Annotated in this window: 17 protein-coding genes; 4 read left to right on the forward strand and 13 right to left on the reverse strand. The window is 72.5% G+C overall.

Annotated features, from left to right (window positions below; all coding sequences use genetic code 11):
• The first annotated feature begins 28 nt into the window (after positions 1 to 28).
• Positions 29 to 1945: an aspartyl protease family protein gene (locus tag IT347_12530; protein ID MCC6350405.1), complete on the forward strand. Its 1917-nt coding sequence runs from the start codon at positions 29 to 31 to the stop codon at positions 1943 to 1945.
• Positions 1942 to 4194, forward strand: a complete 2253-nt coding sequence (locus IT347_12535; protein ID MCC6350406.1) for a hypothetical protein — start codon at positions 1942 to 1944, stop codon at positions 4192 to 4194. The genes IT347_12530 and IT347_12535 overlap by 4 nt, the downstream gene beginning before the upstream one ends.
• A gap of 43 nt (positions 4195 to 4237) precedes the next feature.
• On the opposite strand, the gene IT347_12540 is transcribed toward IT347_12535, so the two are convergent.
• The 13 genes from IT347_12540 to IT347_12600 form a co-directional block, all read right to left on the reverse strand.
• Complete coding sequence (locus tag IT347_12540; protein ID MCC6350407.1) at positions 4238 to 5455, reverse strand: hypothetical protein; 1218 nt, start codon at positions 5453 to 5455, stop codon at positions 4238 to 4240.
• 131 nt (positions 5456 to 5586) lie between these two features.
• Positions 5587 to 6366 (reverse strand): hypothetical protein, encoded by a 780-nt coding sequence (locus tag IT347_12545; GenBank protein MCC6350408.1) that lies wholly within the window; start codon positions 6364 to 6366, stop codon positions 5587 to 5589.
• Positions 6363 to 6590 (reverse strand): hypothetical protein, encoded by a 228-nt coding sequence (locus IT347_12550; GenBank protein MCC6350409.1) that lies wholly within the window; start codon positions 6588 to 6590, stop codon positions 6363 to 6365. Before IT347_12550 ends, IT347_12545 begins: the two co-directional genes overlap by 4 nt.
• 220 nt (positions 6591 to 6810) lie before the next feature.
• Entirely contained in the window at positions 6811 to 7659 is an 849-nt protein-coding gene (locus IT347_12555) for an isocitrate lyase/phosphoenolpyruvate mutase family protein (GenBank protein ID MCC6350410.1), read from the reverse strand.
• Positions 7660 to 7785: 126 nt separating this feature from the next.
• The gene (locus tag IT347_12560; GenBank protein ID MCC6350411.1) at positions 7786 to 8190 is read right to left on the reverse strand and encodes a DUF1801 domain-containing protein; all 405 of its coding nucleotides are present in this window, start codon (positions 8188 to 8190) and stop codon (positions 7786 to 7788) included.
• Positions 8191 to 8377: 187 nt separating this feature from the next.
• The gene (locus tag IT347_12565) at positions 8378 to 8728 is read right to left on the reverse strand and encodes a cupin domain-containing protein (protein ID MCC6350412.1); all 351 of its coding nucleotides are present in this window, start codon (positions 8726 to 8728) and stop codon (positions 8378 to 8380) included.
• 58 nt (positions 8729 to 8786) lie between these two features.
• A complete protein-coding gene (locus tag IT347_12570) occupies positions 8787 to 9266 on the reverse strand; it encodes a nuclear transport factor 2 family protein (protein ID MCC6350413.1) in 480 nt (159 codons plus the stop codon).
• A 108-nt stretch (positions 9267 to 9374) separates the two neighbouring features.
• Positions 9375 to 10781 carry an amidase gene (locus IT347_12575; protein MCC6350414.1) on the reverse strand — a complete coding sequence of 469 codons (1407 nt, stop codon included), beginning with the start codon at positions 10779 to 10781 and terminating at the stop codon, positions 9375 to 9377.
• Between the two features lies 1 nt (position 10782).
• Positions 10783 to 11091: a hypothetical protein gene (locus IT347_12580; protein ID MCC6350415.1), complete on the reverse strand. Its 309-nt coding sequence runs from the start codon at positions 11089 to 11091 to the stop codon at positions 10783 to 10785.
• A complete protein-coding gene (locus IT347_12585; GenBank protein ID MCC6350416.1) occupies positions 11088 to 11528 on the reverse strand; it encodes an acyl-CoA thioesterase in 441 nt (146 codons plus the stop codon). Before IT347_12585 ends, IT347_12580 begins: the two co-directional genes overlap by 4 nt.
• Before the next feature lie 45 nt (positions 11529 to 11573).
• Entirely contained in the window at positions 11574 to 12848 is a 1275-nt protein-coding gene (locus IT347_12590; protein MCC6350417.1) for a GNAT family N-acetyltransferase, read from the reverse strand.
• Positions 12845 to 13357, reverse strand: coding sequence for a hypothetical protein (locus IT347_12595; GenBank protein ID MCC6350418.1), 513 nt, complete (start codon positions 13355 to 13357; stop codon positions 12845 to 12847). The genes IT347_12590 and IT347_12595 overlap by 4 nt, the downstream gene beginning before the upstream one ends.
• 161 nt (positions 13358 to 13518) lie before the next feature.
• Complete coding sequence (locus IT347_12600; GenBank protein ID MCC6350419.1) at positions 13519 to 14073, reverse strand: DinB family protein; 555 nt, start codon at positions 14071 to 14073, stop codon at positions 13519 to 13521.
• A 249-nt stretch (positions 14074 to 14322) separates the two neighbouring features.
• On the opposite strand from IT347_12600, the gene IT347_12605 reads away from it, so the two are divergent.
• Positions 14323 to 15018: a hypothetical protein gene (locus tag IT347_12605; protein MCC6350420.1), complete on the forward strand. Its 696-nt coding sequence runs from the start codon at positions 14323 to 14325 to the stop codon at positions 15016 to 15018.
• Between the two features lie 268 nt (positions 15019 to 15286).
• On the forward strand, positions 15287 to 16042 hold the full coding sequence (locus IT347_12610) for a hypothetical protein (protein MCC6350421.1): 756 nt from the start codon (positions 15287 to 15289) through the stop codon (positions 16040 to 16042).
• Positions 16043 to 16068: the final 26 nt, after the last annotated feature.

A 16068-nucleotide genomic window follows, 5' to 3' on the forward strand; every position in this document is an offset into this window, starting at 1 on the left:
TGTCCGCGACCTGTCAGAGGGAGTCCCGATGCCCCGATCCTTCGCGCCGCGTGCCGCCGCTGCGTCCGCCGCGCTCGTGGTCGCCATCGCGACCGGGCCGTTCGCACCGGCCGCCCGCGCCGAGATCAGCCCCGAGGCGGCGCGGGTCGTCGCGCGCTACCTCGAGGTCACGGGCGGGGCCGCCGCCGCGGCGGCCGAGCAGACCACCTACACGCACGCACGCGTGCAGGCCTTCGGCTTCACGGGCTTCGTCGAGACCTGGTCGGCGCGGCCCGACCGGCACTTCAGCCGCACCGAGCTCGGGCCGTTCAAGCTCTCGGAGGGCAGCGAAGGCGGAGCGAGCTGGCGCACCGACCCGACGACCGGCCGGGTCGTCAGCCTCGCCGATCGCGACCTGCTCGAATCGCGCGTCGCGACCTGGTTCGAGCTCGAGCGCTGGAGCGAACCGGACCAGGGCGGCGGCCGGGTGAGCGTCGCGGGCCGCGAGCGCGACACCCTCGGCGCCTGCACGGTGCTGGCGATCGAGGCGCCCGGCGCGGCCGAGCTCAAGCCGCGCAAGCTGTGGTTCTCGGATTCGACCGGACTGCTCGTGCGCATGGAGGCGCCGCACGACCAGTCGTGGGTCACCACCGACTTCGCCGACTGGCGGCGCGCCGCCGGCCGGCTGCGGCCGTTCGTCAGCGTCACGGGTGTCTCGAGCATGCCGGCCAACCGCATGCGCGCTGTCGTGGACTCGGTCACCACGAACGTGAGCGTCGCCGGCGTCGCCTTCGCGCTGCCCGACTCGGGAGGCGGCAACGCGATCACCTGGCTCGGCAAGCCGGGCCGCGCGACGCTGCCGTTCGACTACACGGCGCGTCACGTGTGGCTCAGGGCCTCGATCAACGGCGGGCCCGAGCAGGACTTCCTGTTCGACACCGGCGCCAGCGTGACGGTGCTCGACAGCACGTTCGCGGCGACGCACGGCATCGCGACCGAGGGCCGCATGCAGGCGGCGGGCGCGGGGGCCTCGGGCAGCGCCGCGTTCGCGAAGATCGCCTCGCTCGCCGTGCGCGGCCCCGACGGCGACGGCGTCGAGCTGCACGACCTGCGCGTCGCGGTGCTGTCGGTGAACCCGATGTTCGCGCCCTACTTCTGGCGCGACATCGCCGGGATCGTCGGCTACGACTTCATCAGCCGCTTCGTGGTGACGCTGGACTACGACCGCGACGTGCTGGTGCTGAACGACCCGAAGACGTTCCACTTCGCCGGCAGCGAGGCGCCGCTGCCGATGGTGATGAACGGCGTCGTGCCGGCGCTGCGCGGCACGCTCGACGGCCGGTACGAGGGCCTGTTCCGGCTCGACGTCGGCAGCAGCTCGACCGTGGACCTGCACTCGCCGTTCGCGAAGAAGCACGGGCTCGAGAAGCGCCTGCGCGACGCGCGCACCGTGACCGGCGCCGGCTTCGGCGGGCATTTCACCAGCTCGCTCGGCCGCGCCCGCGAGATGGCGTTCGGCCCCTACCACTGGGCCGATCCGATGGTCTCGATCTCGCACGCCACCGAGGGCGCGTTCGCGAGCGAGGAGTTCGCGGGCAACGTCGGCAACCGCATCCTCGAGCGCTTCCGCGTGACGCTCGACTACGACGGCCGGCGCGTGTGGCTCGAGCCCGGCGCGCGCTACCGCGAGCGCGACTCGTTCACGCGCGCCGGGGTGCTGCTGGTGCGCGACGGCGGCCGCGTGCTGGCGCGCTCGGTGCTGGCCGGCTCGCCGGCGGCGAGGGCCGGCCTGCGCGAGGGCGACGAGGTGACGGCGGTGGACGGCCGCGCGATGGACGACTGGAAGCTGCGCGACCTCGAGAACCTGTTCGAGCGCGGCGAGAACGGCCGCAAGGTCACGCTGGCGGTCCGGCGCGACGGCGGGACCGAGGCGCTGACCCTGACGCTGCGCGAGATGCTGAGGTGAGCGACGACCGCCCGCGCCCCCGCGCGGGCCGCCGGCTCGCGCTCGCCGGACTCGTGGCGCTGCTCGCGCTCGGCGGCTGCGGCAAGGGGAAGTACGTCGGCCTGATGCCGGCCAACCAGCGCCCCGAGTTGGAACTGACGCAGGTTCCCGCCTCGACGACCCAGCCGTACTTCTACGCCTACGAGATCCGCTGGGCGGGCTTCGACGCCGACGGCGTCGTGGACCACTACCTTTACTGTGTGGACCCGCCGACGACGGCGGGGACCGACACGCCCTGGGTCTCGACCACCGCGAACCGGCAGACGTTCGTGTTCCGCGCCGACCAGGTGGATTCGGCGACCGCGCGCACCGGGCACGCCTACCACACCTTCGTCATGAAGGCCGTGGACAACGGCGGACTCGCCTCGCTGCCCGAGCACCGCTCGTTCAACGCCTTCACGATCACCCCGACGATCAAGATCCAGACGCCGATCCTCAACCACCTGTTCACGCCGACCTTCGGTTCCTCGTTCCGCGTGACCTGGAAGGGCGAGGACCCCGACGGACGGACCAGCCACGCGCCGGTCCGGTACAAGTACAAGGTCTTCGAGGACGGCGGCGAGATCACGCTGCTCAACGTCCTGCTCGAGCCCGACACGCTGCGGCGCCGCTACGGGCCCGCGTTCGCGACCTGGGACTCGGTCGGCGGCGACACCACCGATCTCACGCTGCGCGACCTGACCCCCGGGCTCAAGCTCGCCGTGTTCGTGGCGTTCGACGAGGCGGGCGCCTTCTCGCCGGTCTTCAGCCTCGACGACAACATGCTGCTCTTCAACGTCTCGTACTCGAACGCCCTCGGGCCGGCGTTGACGTTGTGGAACGAGTTCCTCTACTACAAGTTCACCACGCCGATCTTCTCGATCGATCCGGCGACCTACATCGGCGCCGAGTTCCCGGCCGGCGTTCCGCTCCGGCTCAACTGGTCGGGCACGACGCACAGCGGCACGTTCGTCGGCGGCTATCGCTGGAAACTGGACGGGGACGTCTCGGACCAGACTCCGCGCTCCGACGAGGCGCTCGACGTCGGGCACTGGAGCCGCTGGTCGCCGCTCACCACGGAATGCGTCCTGCCGCCGATCGTCCCGCCGCAGGGCCAGAGCAGCGAGACCCACTTCTTCTACCTGCAGGCGCGCGACAACGAAGGCCAGATGAGCATGGCGGTCCTGCGTTTCGACGCCATCCGGGCCACCTTCGACAAGGGCCTGCTGATCGTGGACGACACGCGCTTCAAGCTCGACACGCGCCTCGCCAACGGCAACCTCGCCGCCCCGAGCGGCGCGTGGCCGACCGCGGCGGAGTTCGACACCTTCCTGTGCGCGGTCGGCGGCGTGCCCTGGCGCGGCTACGCCGCGGGCACGCTCAGTCCGCCGGGACTTTTCGCGGGCTACGATTTCGACACGCTCGGCACGCGCTTCCTGCCGGGAGGGCAGCTGCCGCTGGGCCTGCTCAGCCGCTACCGCCAGATCATCTGGATCGTGGACGGCAGGAGCGCGACCTACCTGAACCCCGTGGACTACCCGCGCGATCCGATGCCCGTGCTGCACGCCGTGTCGTACCCGGGCAAGTCGAACCCGCTCACGGTCTGGGTCGCGCAGGGCGGGCAGGGCTGGCTGATGGGCGGCGGCGCCGCGATGTGCCTGCAGAAGGAATGGGAAAAGTACGGCACCAGCGCGTTGACCTTCTCGAGCGCCGACAGCGAGCTCGTCCAGGGCCGGTTCATGTTCGACATCCCGCACTGGCGCAGCGAGATCCTGACCGGGCTCGGCCGCCAGGCCGCACGCTCGACGGCCGGGCGTTACCCGTGGCCGGGAATGCCCGACTACTCCGCGCTGCCCGCGACGCTGTCGGAGAAGACCGCGGCCACCGATCCGATCGCGACCTACGCGCCCGGCCGGCTGCTGCCCAACGACTACTACCAGAGCGTCTTCAACGCCGAGGTGCTGAGCAAGGCCAACACGATCGTGCAGGACAGCGACCCGGACCCGAACTTCCAGCTCATGACGCCGGTGCTCGACACGCTGTACGCGACGTCGGGCGGCGCCGTCGGCTCGGGCAGACCGATCATGACCCTGTACCACGGCAACGAAAACACGCCGTTCGTGTTCTCGGGATTCCCGCTCTGGTACTTCCAGCGCACGCAGTCCATCGGCGTTCTCGATTTCGTCCTGCAGCGCCTGTGGGGCGTGCCGCGCCGCCCGGCGCCGCGCTGACGCCGCAACGCCGGGTGCCGGCGCCGCGGCGGCGGCGCCGACCTCAGCGCAGTCGTGCGATGCGGCGCGTGAGCATCGCGCCCGGCGCGGTGAGCCGCGCGAAGTAAAGCCCCGGCGCCACGGCGCCGCCCTGCGGTCCGGAGCCGTCCCAGCGAACGGCGTGAGCGCCCGCGCCCTGCCCGCCTTCGGCCAGCACGCGCACGAGGCGGCCGGCGCAGTCGAGCACCTCGAGCCGCACGCGCGCCGGCGAGGCGAGCGAGAAGCGCAGCGTCACGCCCGCCGAACTCGGGTTGAGCTCGGGAGGCGCGAACGCGAGCGCGCCCGCGACCGGTGGCGCGACCGACAGCGTCACCGGCCCGCGGCGCGCCGCCCAGATCGTGGCGTTCATCAGCAGCAGGCTGTCGCGTCCGCTCGCCTCGCCCCAGCCGTCGTAGATGCTGCTGTTGCCGGGCTGCGCCGAACCGTCGTCGATCGGCGAGCTGTCACCGAGGAAGAACACGCGGCCGTCGCCGTACTCCGAACGCGCCGCCATCAGGCCGGTGTTGCCGTGCGCCAGACCGTTCATCCAGATCACGCCGCGCACGCGCGGGTTCGCGACCGGATTCAGCACGAGCGTCGTGCCGTTGTGGAACTCGACGCTGTCGGCGATCCCCACGGCCCCGTGGACGATCGAATCGGCGGGCGAGGTCCCGACGTTGCCGCTGTTCTGGGTGATGTTGTTGTTCGCTTCGCCGAAGACCTGCCAGTGGACGCCGAGCGACTGCGTCGGGTCGAACGCGTTCCAGATCTCGGGCGAGTCCCAGCCGTCGCCGTTGCGATCCGAGTTGCCGTGGTCGCCGACCGCGACCAGCCCGCCGCCGCCGGCGACGAAGGCGAGGATCGCCGCCGCCTCGCCGGCGGTGAAGAGCGTGTTGGGCTCCGGCACGATGAACACGTCGAACTTCGAGAGGTCGTACGGTTTCGTCGTGTCGCCGAAGGTGATGGCGTTGGGCGCCGAGAGGGTCGTCACCTCGAAGCCGCGCTTGACCAGATCAACGCCCCACGACGAAATCGCCCCCAGCCAGTAGGTGCGCGGTGTCGCCGGCCCGACCGTGGACTGATCCGGCAGCGGCAGCGGCATGTCGGTGTCCACGATCCAGTCGGCGTTGCCCGCGGTCTCCGCGTGCGTGTTGTCGAACAGCGCGCGTTTCGGCGCGGCGGCGGTCGGCGCCGCGAACGACGCGAACGTGGCGGCGAGAAGCAGAGCGAGGTGCGGGCGCATGGGACCTTTCGTTCGGGCCGCCGGGCGCGGGAGGATCCCGACGGCGTGGCGGGACGAAAAGTCTAGCCCGACCTATTCATGAACCGTGAGCCGAGAGTGACGGATGCCCGTGAAGCGCTGCGTCGTCGCCGTCAGACCGCCGCGAGCAGCCGGCCGGCCGCCTCGAGGCCCATCGGCTCGGCCGTCGCCTCGTCCAGCACCAGCACCGCCTTCCCGGGAATCCGCGCGTACGGAATGCGGCTCCCGAGCGGCAGCGGCGAGAACTCGGCCACGGCAACGCGCCACAGCGGCTCGTTCAGCATGAGCGCCCGGCCGGTCTCGGAGCGCGAACCCACGAGCCATGCGCGACAGCCGCTCCCGGGCGCGAGCTGCGCCCGCCGATCGCGCACCACCTTTCGCGACAGCGCGCCGAACAACGCGGCCAGCTCGTCCGGGTGCCCGGGCGTGAGTCGGTAGTACGCCGTCCCGCGCGCGTGCCGCAGCCACCGATCGAACTCGGAATCCAGGGACGGATCGGCCGTCACACCGGCGCCGGCGAGCATCCACCGGTCCTCGAAGGATTTGATCGCGGAGGCGACCACGACCGGGAAGACCCCCTCGCGGCGCAACTGTCCCAGCACGCGCACGCGGTCCGGCGTGCTCGTGACGGCCGCGACCGGATCGGTCGCGAGATAGAGGAGGAGCGCCTCGCTCAGCGCGCCCGGCTCGACCGGTGCGGCCAGGGGCCGCAGCGCCTCGCGCAGCGCCGTGAGTTCGGGCCTGGCCGAGGCGACTTCGGCGAGGAAGGAGGCCGGCTCCGTCATGCCAGCCAGCAGCGCCTCGGCCCACCCGATCACCTCACGCTCGTGAACGCGGCCGACCAGCAGCGCCGCGCGCAGGACGCAGGCTTCGAAGCCGATGTCGGGGATCATGGTCCCTGCCTCTGGCCCGGAGGAGGAAGCATGCACGCCGGGTTCCGCCGGTGGCGCACGTAGCCGGTCAGCGTGAAGAGCCCGCCCGAGGCGACACCCCAGGCCGCCGCGAACTTCGCCGCGTCCGCCGCAACGTTTCCCCGCAGGAGCCGAACGACGAAGAGCAACGCGGCCGCGACGAATGTCGCGACGAGAAACCGCACGAGCCAGAATCGAGCACCCATGTTCGCTCCGCTTCCCGCCGCGCCGTCACGCAACCCGACCCCATCGCGCCGCCAGGTCGTGCCGGCCCGATCGAAGCCTCGAGTGTGCCGGAGAGTCCCTCCGGCGCCTGCCGGAGGAAATGTACAGGCTCGAGAGGGCGCTGCCCATGATTCCCGCAAGGACGAGTGGACCCGCTCGCCGAAGTGCCCGCGCACTTCCGGGCAGGGAACGTCCGGCGCGCTACGCGTCGGCCCGGGGGGCGGCGAACAGACGCTGGAGGCTCCCGTAATCCAGCGCGGCGTCGAGGCCCTCGAAGCTGCCCGTGCGCCGCAGTCGCTCCGCCGCCTCGCGGGCGCTCGCGAACGCGATCGTGGACAGCCGCGTGGCCGTGCTGACGCGCGCCACGCCCAGGCGCCCGAGCCCGGCCAGATCCGGCAGGCCGGCGCGGGCGCCGATGTTGACCGGGCCCGGAATCGCCGCGCACAGCCGGGCGATCACCCCGGGATTCGCGAGGGCGATGGGGTAGATGCAGTCGGCGCCGGCGTCGAGATAGGCGCGTGCCCTTCGCAGGGTTTCCTCGACGCGCTCCTCCGTGGAGGATTCGCCGCCGACGATCCAGGCATCCACGCGCGCGTTGATCACGATCGGCACCCCCGCCTCGCGCGCGGCCTGCCGCGCCGCCGCGATCCGCCGGGCCGCGTCGTCCATCGCGCGCAGGCTCTGGTGACGAATCCCGTCCTCGAGATTGATGCCCGCGGCGCCGGCCTCGATCACCGCCCGGACGCTGGCGGCCACCGCCTCGGGGGAATCGCCGTAGCCCGCCTCGAAGTCCACGCTGAGCGGCAGCGAGGTGACGCGCGCCATGCGCCGGATCGCCGCCAGCACCTCGCCCAGCGGCGCCTGCTCGCCGTCGGGGTAGCCCAGCGACCAGGCCACGCCGCCGCTCGTGGTGGCGATGGCGTCGAAGCCGAGGCCGGCGAAGATCGCCGCGCTGCCCGCGTCCCAGGCGTTGGGCAGGAGCAGCACGCGGCCGCGGTCATGGAGCGAGCGAAAGCGTTCCGCACGTTGCGCCTGCGTGAGGGTGTCCATCCTCCATCCTCCTGCCCTTCGGCACGATGATCCGGGGACCGCGACGTGCGGTGACGCGGGTGTGGGGCATGCGCCGCCACGGACCTGTCCTCCGGCGCTGCGCCGCCTTCGCGGGCGATGCCGGACCTACCGCTTCCTTCTCCCGACGCCCGGCACCGCCGCGACCTGCTTCATCCACGCCGCGACCTGGCGCTCGTCGAGATCGTTCACGGACTCGAGCTCCACGCCCCGCGTGGCCCTGCCCATCGCCACCGGCGTCACCGGCGGCACCGGCTCGAGCGCGGCGCCGTTCACGAACATGAGTTTGACGTGGCCCGCGAAGCCGCCGCAACAGAAGCACCAGCCATCGCCGACGCCGTAGTACGACATGCCCCACTTCACCGAGCGCTGAAGGCCCGCGAGCGTCCGTGCCGCCAGCGCGTCCACTCGTTCCGCGATGCCGCGCTGGGGCTGGGGCAGGCTGGCGATGTAGGCGAAGACCGCCGCGTCGCCGACGGCCGCCTTCGCGGGGCTGGCCTTGCCGGTGAGCATGGAATCGGGCAGCGCCTTCGCGGTCCCGCCTCGCGGCTTCGCGCGCGCGGGCGCCCTCCGGGTCGCGGGCTTCACGGACCTGCCGGTCTTGCGCGCGGGCAACGGGGCCTCCAGTGTTCGAGGGGTGCCTCGACGTGACACACGAGTGGAGCTTGATCGATCGTCGGCCGGCGGACGGCGCGCCCGCCTATGCGGTGCGACGGGGGGCGGCCGTGGCTGCGTTCCCCGTGTTCGGTGTTCCCGCGAGCTCGATGAGGAGCAGATGGGCCTCCTCCTCCGCGAAAGGGCAGTGCTCGACGCCCCTGGGCACGACGAATACCTCGCCGGCCGCGAGCGCCACGTCGCCCTCGCGCATGCGGAGGGTGATGCGGCCCTTGAGCACGAGAAAGAAGTCGTCCGTGGCTTCGTGGCTGTGCCATACGAACTCGCCCTTGACCTTCACGACCAGCAGGTCGTGCCCGTTGAACCGGCCCACGACGCGTGGCTGCCAGTGATCGGAGAACGTCTCGAGCTTCTGCGCCAGGTTGATCGCGGACATGCCTTCTCGCTTTGGCGGAGGGACTTTCGGTTGGAGGAGCCTGCCGGGTGTGCAGGAACTACTTCCCGGGAGTCTCCGCGACGTTGTTGGCGTGCCTGAACGCCAGAAGCCACCGGTCGCCCTGTCGCATCCATGCGTTCGTATACCGCCTGCGAAGCACCTTGCCTTCGTTGGGCGCCCCGGGCGCCGGAACCACGGTCTCATCTCCCATCACGACGACCAGATCCTTGTAGAACAGGAACTTCTCGGGCCTGCGCTCGAAGCGCGTGTAGCGAATCGTGCCTCCGCGAATCAGCTTCAGCAGCTCGGCCTTCTCCTGAACGATGCGGTTGGTCGGATGATTGACGGTGTGATCGTCCGGCAGCAGCTCCTGCAATGTGATCGAGTCGCCCTTGAAGATCGCCTGTGCGTGAGCCAGGTCCAGCTTGCGGATCTGCTCCTTCAGTTCGGGATTGTCGGGAAGCTGAAGCTGTCCCGCGAACGACGCGGAGCCGGCCACGCTCAGCAGGACGGCAAGACCAAAACGGATCCACCTCATGTGACACTCCTCCCGCCGTGCGCCACGGCCTGGGTTGCTCCGCGAAATGAAGACTGCCTGAATGTGACGCCGGGCAACGCGAATCGCCCGCGCCCCGTGCCCCCGCGGTCACCCCAGCGTCGCGTGCGCGAGATGATGCTTCGTGACCTTCTGGTACGCGTCGCCGAGGTCGAGCAGCAGCGCTTCGGAGAAAGGCGCGCCGAGGAGCTGGAACGAAACGGGCAGGCCGCCGCGTCCGGCGCCCGAGGGCAGCGCGAGCGCGGGCAGGCCGCAGGCGACGCCGATCGCGCCGGCCGGGTCGCCGTAGGGGAGCGCGGCGTTCAGGTCCATGGTCACGGGCGGCGCGACGGACTTGAAGTTGGGCGTCACGACGACGTCGTACTTCGTGAAAAACTCGCCCACCCTGCCCTGCAGCTCGAAGCGCATGCGTTGCGCCTTCATCGCGTCGGCGCCGGTGATGGCGGCGCCGATCTCGCGCTGCTTCCAGGCCATGTCGTCCACGAGCTGCCGGACGCGGCCGTCGTTCAGGAACGGCTCGAACGCGGCGAGGGCCTCGACGGTGATGAGCAGGCCCGCCACTTCGCTCGCCGGGTACTCGGGCAGCGGCGCCTCTTCGGTCTGCAGTCCCAGCGCGCGCAGCGCGGCGGCCGCGGCGTCGAACGCCTGCTTCGCCTCGGGCTCACCGGTCTTCGACCAGTCGAGCGAGACGAGCGCGGCGCGCAGCTTGCCGGGCGCGGGCGAGGCGCCGGCCGCGAGCGCGAGCGTCTCGCCGCTCGACGCCGGGTCCCGCGGGTCGGGGCCCTGCAGGGCGTCGAGCACGATGCGGCAGTCGGCGGCCGAGCGCGCCATGGGTCCGATCTTGTCGAACGAGTAGGCGCCGACCATGCTGCCGGCGCGCGAGACGAGTCCGTAGGTGGGGCGCAGCCCGGTGAGCCCGCAGAAGGCCGAGGGGCACAGGATCGAGCCCCAGGTCTCGGTGCCGAGCGCGAACGCGCACAGCCCCGCGGCGACGGCGGCGCCCGAGCCCGACGACGAGCCGCCGGTCCAGCGTTCGGGGTTCCACGGATTGCGGCCGGGGCCGGCGACCGAGGCGTTCGCGAAGCGGTAGCCGAGGCAGCCGGCGAACTCGACGCAGTGGGTCTTGCCGAGCATCACCGCGCCGGCTTCGTGCAGCTTGCGCACCACGGTCGCGTCCTCGTCGAACACCTGGCCGGCGAGAAACTTCGTGCCCCAGCCGGTCGGGATGCCGCGGGTGGCGAGCAGGTCCTTGGCTCCCCACGGCATGCCGTGCAGCGGTCCGCGCCAGCGGCCGGCGGCGATCTCGGTTTCGGCGGCGCGCGCCTGTTGCCGCGCGAGGTCCGCGGTCACGGTGACGAACGCGTTGAAGCGGTCGCTGTACCGGGCGATGCGCGCGAGGTAGCCCTCGGTCAGCTCGACGGGCGAGAGCGCACGCGAGCGGATGCGCGAAGCCAGCTCGGTGACGGGCGCGAAGAAGACGTCCTCGGAGAGCGCCATGTCAGCGCTCCCGCTTCGCGCCGCGGCGCGCGCGGAAGACCGACGCCATCTCGGTGCCGGGCGGCATGGCGTGACCGCGGATCACCTTCAGGGTGTCGAGCGTCGCGGACTTCTGGCGCTCGTACTCCCTGCGCTGCGCGGGGGTCATCGCGGCGGCGGCCTGCGCGCCGGCCGCGGCTCGCGCACGCGCGGGCGCGGCGGCGGCAGCGGCGGCGACGGGCCGGGCGAGCAGCGCGGCCGAGCCGGCGGCCATCACCGCGACGAAGCGGCGGCGCGAAACGGACGTGGGAGGCTTCGGGCGATCGTTCATGACTTCACCTCGCGCGTGAGCGGGCGGCCTTCGAACGCTTCGAGCCGCGCGCGCATCTCCGGCGGGCAGGAAAGGCTCCGCTTGGTCGCGTAGTCGTAGAACACCTGCACGCTGCTCGCGGTCACGACGACGCGCTTCGTCGTCGCCTCGCGGATCTCGTATTCGAACCCGAACGACTTGTCGCCGATGAACGAGCAGCGGATGCACAGCTCGAGCAGCTCGTGCACGAGCGCCTCGGAGCGAAAGTCCATCTCGACGCGCGCGAAGATGAACGGCACGACCCGGTAGTCGGGGTCGCCCTTGAACGCGCGCCAGTACTCCTGCCGCGCCACCTCGATGTAGGTCACGTAGACCGCGTTGTTGATGTGGCCCATCGCGTCGGTGTCGCGAAAGCGCGGCCGCAGCGGCGCGGTCACGGTCCAGTTCGTTCCGCTCAAGCTTCCTCCGGTCGGCGTCCGCCTCGCGCGGCGGCGCGGCGCGATTCAGAACGCATTCAGCGAGTACAGGTAGGCGGGGCGCGCGCGGAACCACGGCTCCATGATCTCGGCGGCGCCGCGCACGTCGTCCACCAGGCCGGCCTCGGCCGCGCGCACGGGCGCGAGCGTGCCGGCGACGATCGACGCGAGCGCGCCGACCGGCGCCGACAGGCGCGGCAGCGCGCGCCCGCGGCCGTGCGCGCGCTCGGGCCGCACCTGCAGCCGGCCGTCGCGCGCGCTCACGCGCCAGGCGCGGGCGTTGTGCGGCAGCAGCGGGTCGTCCACCTCGAGCGTCACCTCGCCGCGCGCGTGCGGCGCGATCGGCAGCACTTCGAGCGCGCCCTTGACGTCCACCAGCCGCAGCATCGCGCCGTAGCCGAGGTGCCCGGTCGAGCGGATGACGCCGAGCTTGAACTCGCCGTTCACGTTGCTCGCGTCGCTCAGGACCGCGGGCCAGAGCTCGTCGCCGGGCATCGAGGCGACGATCTCGACGGCCTGGTCGCGCAGCGCGTGCAGGTGCCCCCACAGGCCGCGATGCGCGGCGGGCGTCGAGGCGACGAACTCGTTGACGGTCACGACCAGCTTCCACGGCCCGTCGGCGGCGTCCACCTGGTACTGCAGGTAGCCCTCGATCGCGCCGCGGCGGCGGCCCTCGTACACGACCCACTCGCCGTCGTAGGTCCACAGGCGCTTCTCCCACCACTCGGGGCGGCGCGCGAGCGCGAAATGACCGGCCGTCTGCGCGCGGTGCTCGAACAGCGCCTGCACGGCGGGACGGTCGGGAATGCGCAGCTTGCGCACGCGGCGCGATTCCTCGGACGCCGGCAGGGCCGCGGGCGGCAGCGACAGCAGGTTCGTGCGCTCGATGAGCGACCAGCCGAAGCGCGCGTAGAAGTCCGAGCGGAACGCGTACAGCAGCGACATCGTGTCGCCGCGCTGGCGCAGGTCGCGCAGCGTCGCGCGCACGAGCGCTTCGGCGACTCCGCGGCGGCGGTGCTCGGGCGAGACGGCCACCGAACCGATGCCGGCGACCGGCAGCCGCACGCCGCGCACCCACGCGAGCAGCGGGTACAGCACGAGCAGCGCGACCGTCTCGCCGTCCAGCTCGCCGACGCGCACGTCGCGGATCGAGAAGCGCGGATGATCGGTGAAGAACTCGCGGCGCGCTTCGAGGCTCGAGACGCGGTAGGCGCGCAGCGCCAGCTCGGCGAGCGCGTCCACGTCGGTGCGCCGCGCCGGCCGGTAGCGCAGCGCGGGCGGGCGCGGGGTGCTGCGGCTCATCGTTCGAGCTCCTCTTCGAGGCGGAAGGCGGCTTCCCCCTGTTTCGTGCGCGTGATGCCGGGGCCGCGCAGCGTTCGGCCGTCGTCGGTCGCCCGCAGCACGGCGGCGGTCTGCCACTCGGGCGTGAAGTAGGCGAGCAGTTCGAAGCGGTAGGTGCCGGGCGGAAGCGGGCCCATGTCGCCGGCGATCGGCACGGTCTCGAAGCGGCCGTCGCTGACGAGTGCCTGCGTCATGGCGACCGAGCTGCCGCCGCCCCGCGGGCGCACGGCGACCTGCAGGCGCGTTCCCTCGGGCAGGTTCACGCGCCCGTACACGCGCAGCGCGCCGCCATCCATGCGCACGACCTGCAGGGAATCCACAACGGGCAGCCCGTGCGAGAGGCCGGCGGTGTCGGGCAGCGTCTCGAAGGTGACCGGCTGCGACTGCTTCGGTCCGCCCCCGCAGCCCGCGACGAGCGCCGCGAGCAACACGCCGGGCAGCAGCCATCGCCTGGGACGGGCACGTCGCATGACACGCACGTTAGCGAACGGTCGCGCGGCCGTGAAGCGCTATTCGCGCCGGGGCGTCCGCGGCGGCGGGACGGTCGCGCGCCGCTCGCCGGGTTCTGCCCCGGCGAGGGCGGCGTCGCCGCCCATGGGTCGCGCCTCGCGCGCCGGTGCGGGCGGCTTCGCTACCCGCCGGTCGCGCGCCGCGCGCGTTCGGCCTGGCCCAGGTGCCGCTCGGCGTGCGCGATCAGGATCTCGAACGCGTCGCCGAGGTTGAGCGGCAGCGGCGCGAGCGGCGACCACAGGCGCTCGCGCAGGTCCGCGCCGTCGGCGACGTGCATCAGGCCCTCGAGCTTCGTGAGCGAATCGAGAAACGCTTCGATCACGCCCGCGCGGACGGTCAGCGGCCGCATCCTCGGCGTCGTCGGCAGCCGCCGGGGGTTGGACTCCGAGATCGCCCCGAGCAGCAGGCCGCCGAACAGCGAGCGGCGGTGCGCCCGCGGCGGGCGTCCGCGCCGGCGGGCCGCCGCGATCGAGGCGGAGATGGCTCCGAAGTACGCGTCGCTGCCCCGGCAGAGGTGCTCGAGCACCTGCGCGATGCTCCAGCCGCCGTGGGGCGGAGCCGCCTCGAGCCTCGCGGCGGAAAGGCCCGCGACCACGTTCATCGTGCGCGCGGGAAGTGCGCCCAGGCGCGCGGCGAGGCCGGCCAGAAGCGCATCGCGAAAGCCATCCGGTGTCATGGGGCGTCTTCCTGGGGTTTCGCCGCCGAAGCGTGACCGGCCGGAGGACGGTCGCGGACACGCCGCGGGAATCTACCAGCCCCCGCGGGGGAAAATCGTCCGCATTGCGGGCGGGCGAGCGCCTTTGCTAGCTTCCCCGCTCCGACTGCACACCGACCGCCCCGCCAGCTTCGTGCGCACGCGCACCGGCCGCCCTTCGCGGGGCAAACCCGACCGGGTTCATCGGTTCACCTCTTGAGGAGCACCCTGGTGTTCAACCGACCTGGAATCAAGCGACTCGCCGCGGTCGCCGCCGCGCTCGCCCTTGCCGGAGCGCTGACCACGACGACCGCCGAGGCCGCCGACGCGCCGGCGCCCGTCGCGGCGAAGCCCGAGGCGAAGGCCGCCGCCAAGCCCGCGAAGGTCGAGAAGTCCTACGCGGAGCGCCGGGCCGCCGACGGTCCGTGGGCGCAGGGCGCGGACTGGATCCAGTTCGGCGCCGGCTACGCGCGCGCGGGCGGCAAGAACGCCGGCGACGGGCTCGGCGGCTACGGTGTCGCCTACCAGCACATGCTCAGCAACAAGTGGTCGTTCGGAGCCTCGATCCGTCACGAGGTCCTCGGCCACCTCGGATCCAGCTACGAGATCTCGGTGCCCTTCACGGCCGAGTTCGTCCGGCACTTCAAGTGGAAGACCGTGATGCGGCCCTACGCGGGCTTCGGCGGCGGCTACTACTTCCACAAGTACTACCGGACCGCCGGCGACGACACCGGCGCGCCGGGTGGCGGCTGGCACCTGTGCATCGGCACGAACCTGCCGCTCGACGACCGGCACGTCCTGGGCGTGGATGCGCGCGCCGGCTTCGTGCAGGGCCGCGGCGAGGGGGTCGTGAACCCGGTCTTCGGTCCCGAGCCCGACTCGATCACGGAGTGGAGCGTCAAGCTCAACTGGGCGATCGTGCAGTAGTCGCGATTCCGCAGGCGTCCGCACTCACCCTTCACCCCGGTTCGCCCGCGCGAGCCGGGGTGATTCGATTTCGCCGGGGATCGGGCCGCCGCGACCGCAGGGCGTCGCCGGCGACGCCGCGACGACGTGGCGTACGCGCCTCGTGCGCGCCTCCGCGCGCGATCCTCAATGCCGGCGCGTTCGCGCGCGACGCGCGGCGCCGGCACGCGCCGTGCAGTGGATGCGCCACGCTTCCCCCGGATCGCGCCCCCGCCATGGAGGAGCCGCCGTGATCCGCCTGATCAAGCACGTCGTCGCTTCACGCCCCGCGAGGACCCTGACAGCCGCCGCCGCGCTGTGCGCCTGCACGCTGTCCGCGCCCGCCGCGCTCGCCTGCTGGGAGTGCGACGGCATCGCATGCCTCGTCTCGGCGGGCGGCGCCCGCGCGTGCTTCTACGGCGTCGGCGGCTGCGTCGCCTGGGGCGGGTGCGGAACCGGGACGCGGCCTCCCGTCGAGAGCGACGCCCTCATGGCGCTGCAGCTCACCTGGCTCGAGGCTCCGCCAGATGGCGCGATCAGTTCCGCGGGCTCGGCGGCCGCGCCGCGCATCGCGCGCGGCGTGGGCCGGCGGGCCTTCGGCGCCGCGGCGGCCCGCGCGTTCCGCGCCTCGGCCGGCGGCGAAGGCGGCACGCCCGCGGTCGTCGCGGCCATCGTCGGCTTCGGGAACGCCTTCGATGTCGCGCTGCGCGATCCCTCGGGCGGCGGGGTCACGCTCGCCTGGCAGGCCGCGGGCCGTGGCGGGCGCATCCGCGTGCGCGCGGCCGAATCGGGGCGGCCGCTGGCGGAGGAGCAGCTCGCCGAAAGCGACGCGTTGCTCGTGCCCGTGCGCTGCGAGGGCCGCGACTACGTGCTGCTCGCGCAGCCCCGACCGCTGGCACGTCTGGCGGTGCGGCTCGAATCGGAGGAGCTGGTGCGCGTCGCGCGCGACGCGGTCCGCCCGGGAAAGCCGCGGCTCGCGATCTCGGTGAGCGAAGCGCAGCCGTGAGCCGCGGCGTCGGCCGCGACCGATCG

The organism is Candidatus Eisenbacteria bacterium (assembly GCA_020847735.1).
Classification (GTDB): Bacteria; Eisenbacteria; RBG-16-71-46; order RBG-16-71-46; family RBG-16-71-46; genus CAIXRL01.

Bases quoted from the DNA above. Each gene is read 5' to 3' on its own strand.
- IT347_12530 (MCC6350405.1), top strand. From the start codon at position 29: ATGCCCCGATCCTTCGCGCCGCGTGCCGCCGCTGCGTCCGCCGCGCTC.
- IT347_12540 (MCC6350407.1), bottom strand. From the start codon at position 5,455: ATGCGCCCGCACCTCGCTCTGCTTCTCGCCGCCACGTTCGCGTCGTTC.
- IT347_12545 (MCC6350408.1), bottom strand. From the start codon at position 6,366: ATGATCCCCGACATCGGCTTCGAAGCCTGCGTCCTGCGCGCGGCGCTG.
- IT347_12550 (MCC6350409.1), bottom strand. From the start codon at position 6,590: ATGGGTGCTCGATTCTGGCTCGTGCGGTTTCTCGTCGCGACATTCGTC.
- IT347_12555 (MCC6350410.1), bottom strand. From the start codon at position 7,659: ATGGACACCCTCACGCAGGCGCAACGTGCGGAACGCTTTCGCTCGCTC.
- IT347_12560 (MCC6350411.1), bottom strand. From the start codon at position 8,190: ATGCTCACCGGCAAGGCCAGCCCCGCGAAGGCGGCCGTCGGCGACGCG.
- IT347_12565 (MCC6350412.1), bottom strand. From the start codon at position 8,728: ATGTCCGCGATCAACCTGGCGCAGAAGCTCGAGACGTTCTCCGATCAC.
- IT347_12570 (MCC6350413.1), bottom strand. From the start codon at position 9,266: ATGAGGTGGATCCGTTTTGGTCTTGCCGTCCTGCTGAGCGTGGCCGGC.
- IT347_12575 (MCC6350414.1), bottom strand. From the start codon at position 10,781: ATGGCGCTCTCCGAGGACGTCTTCTTCGCGCCCGTCACCGAGCTGGCT.
- IT347_12580 (MCC6350415.1), bottom strand. From the start codon at position 11,091: ATGAACGATCGCCCGAAGCCTCCCACGTCCGTTTCGCGCCGCCGCTTC.
- IT347_12590 (MCC6350417.1), bottom strand. From the start codon at position 12,848: ATGAGCCGCAGCACCCCGCGCCCGCCCGCGCTGCGCTACCGGCCGGCG.
- IT347_12595 (MCC6350418.1), bottom strand. From the start codon at position 13,357: ATGCGACGTGCCCGTCCCAGGCGATGGCTGCTGCCCGGCGTGTTGCTC.
- IT347_12600 (MCC6350419.1), bottom strand. From the start codon at position 14,073: ATGACACCGGATGGCTTTCGCGATGCGCTTCTGGCCGGCCTCGCCGCG.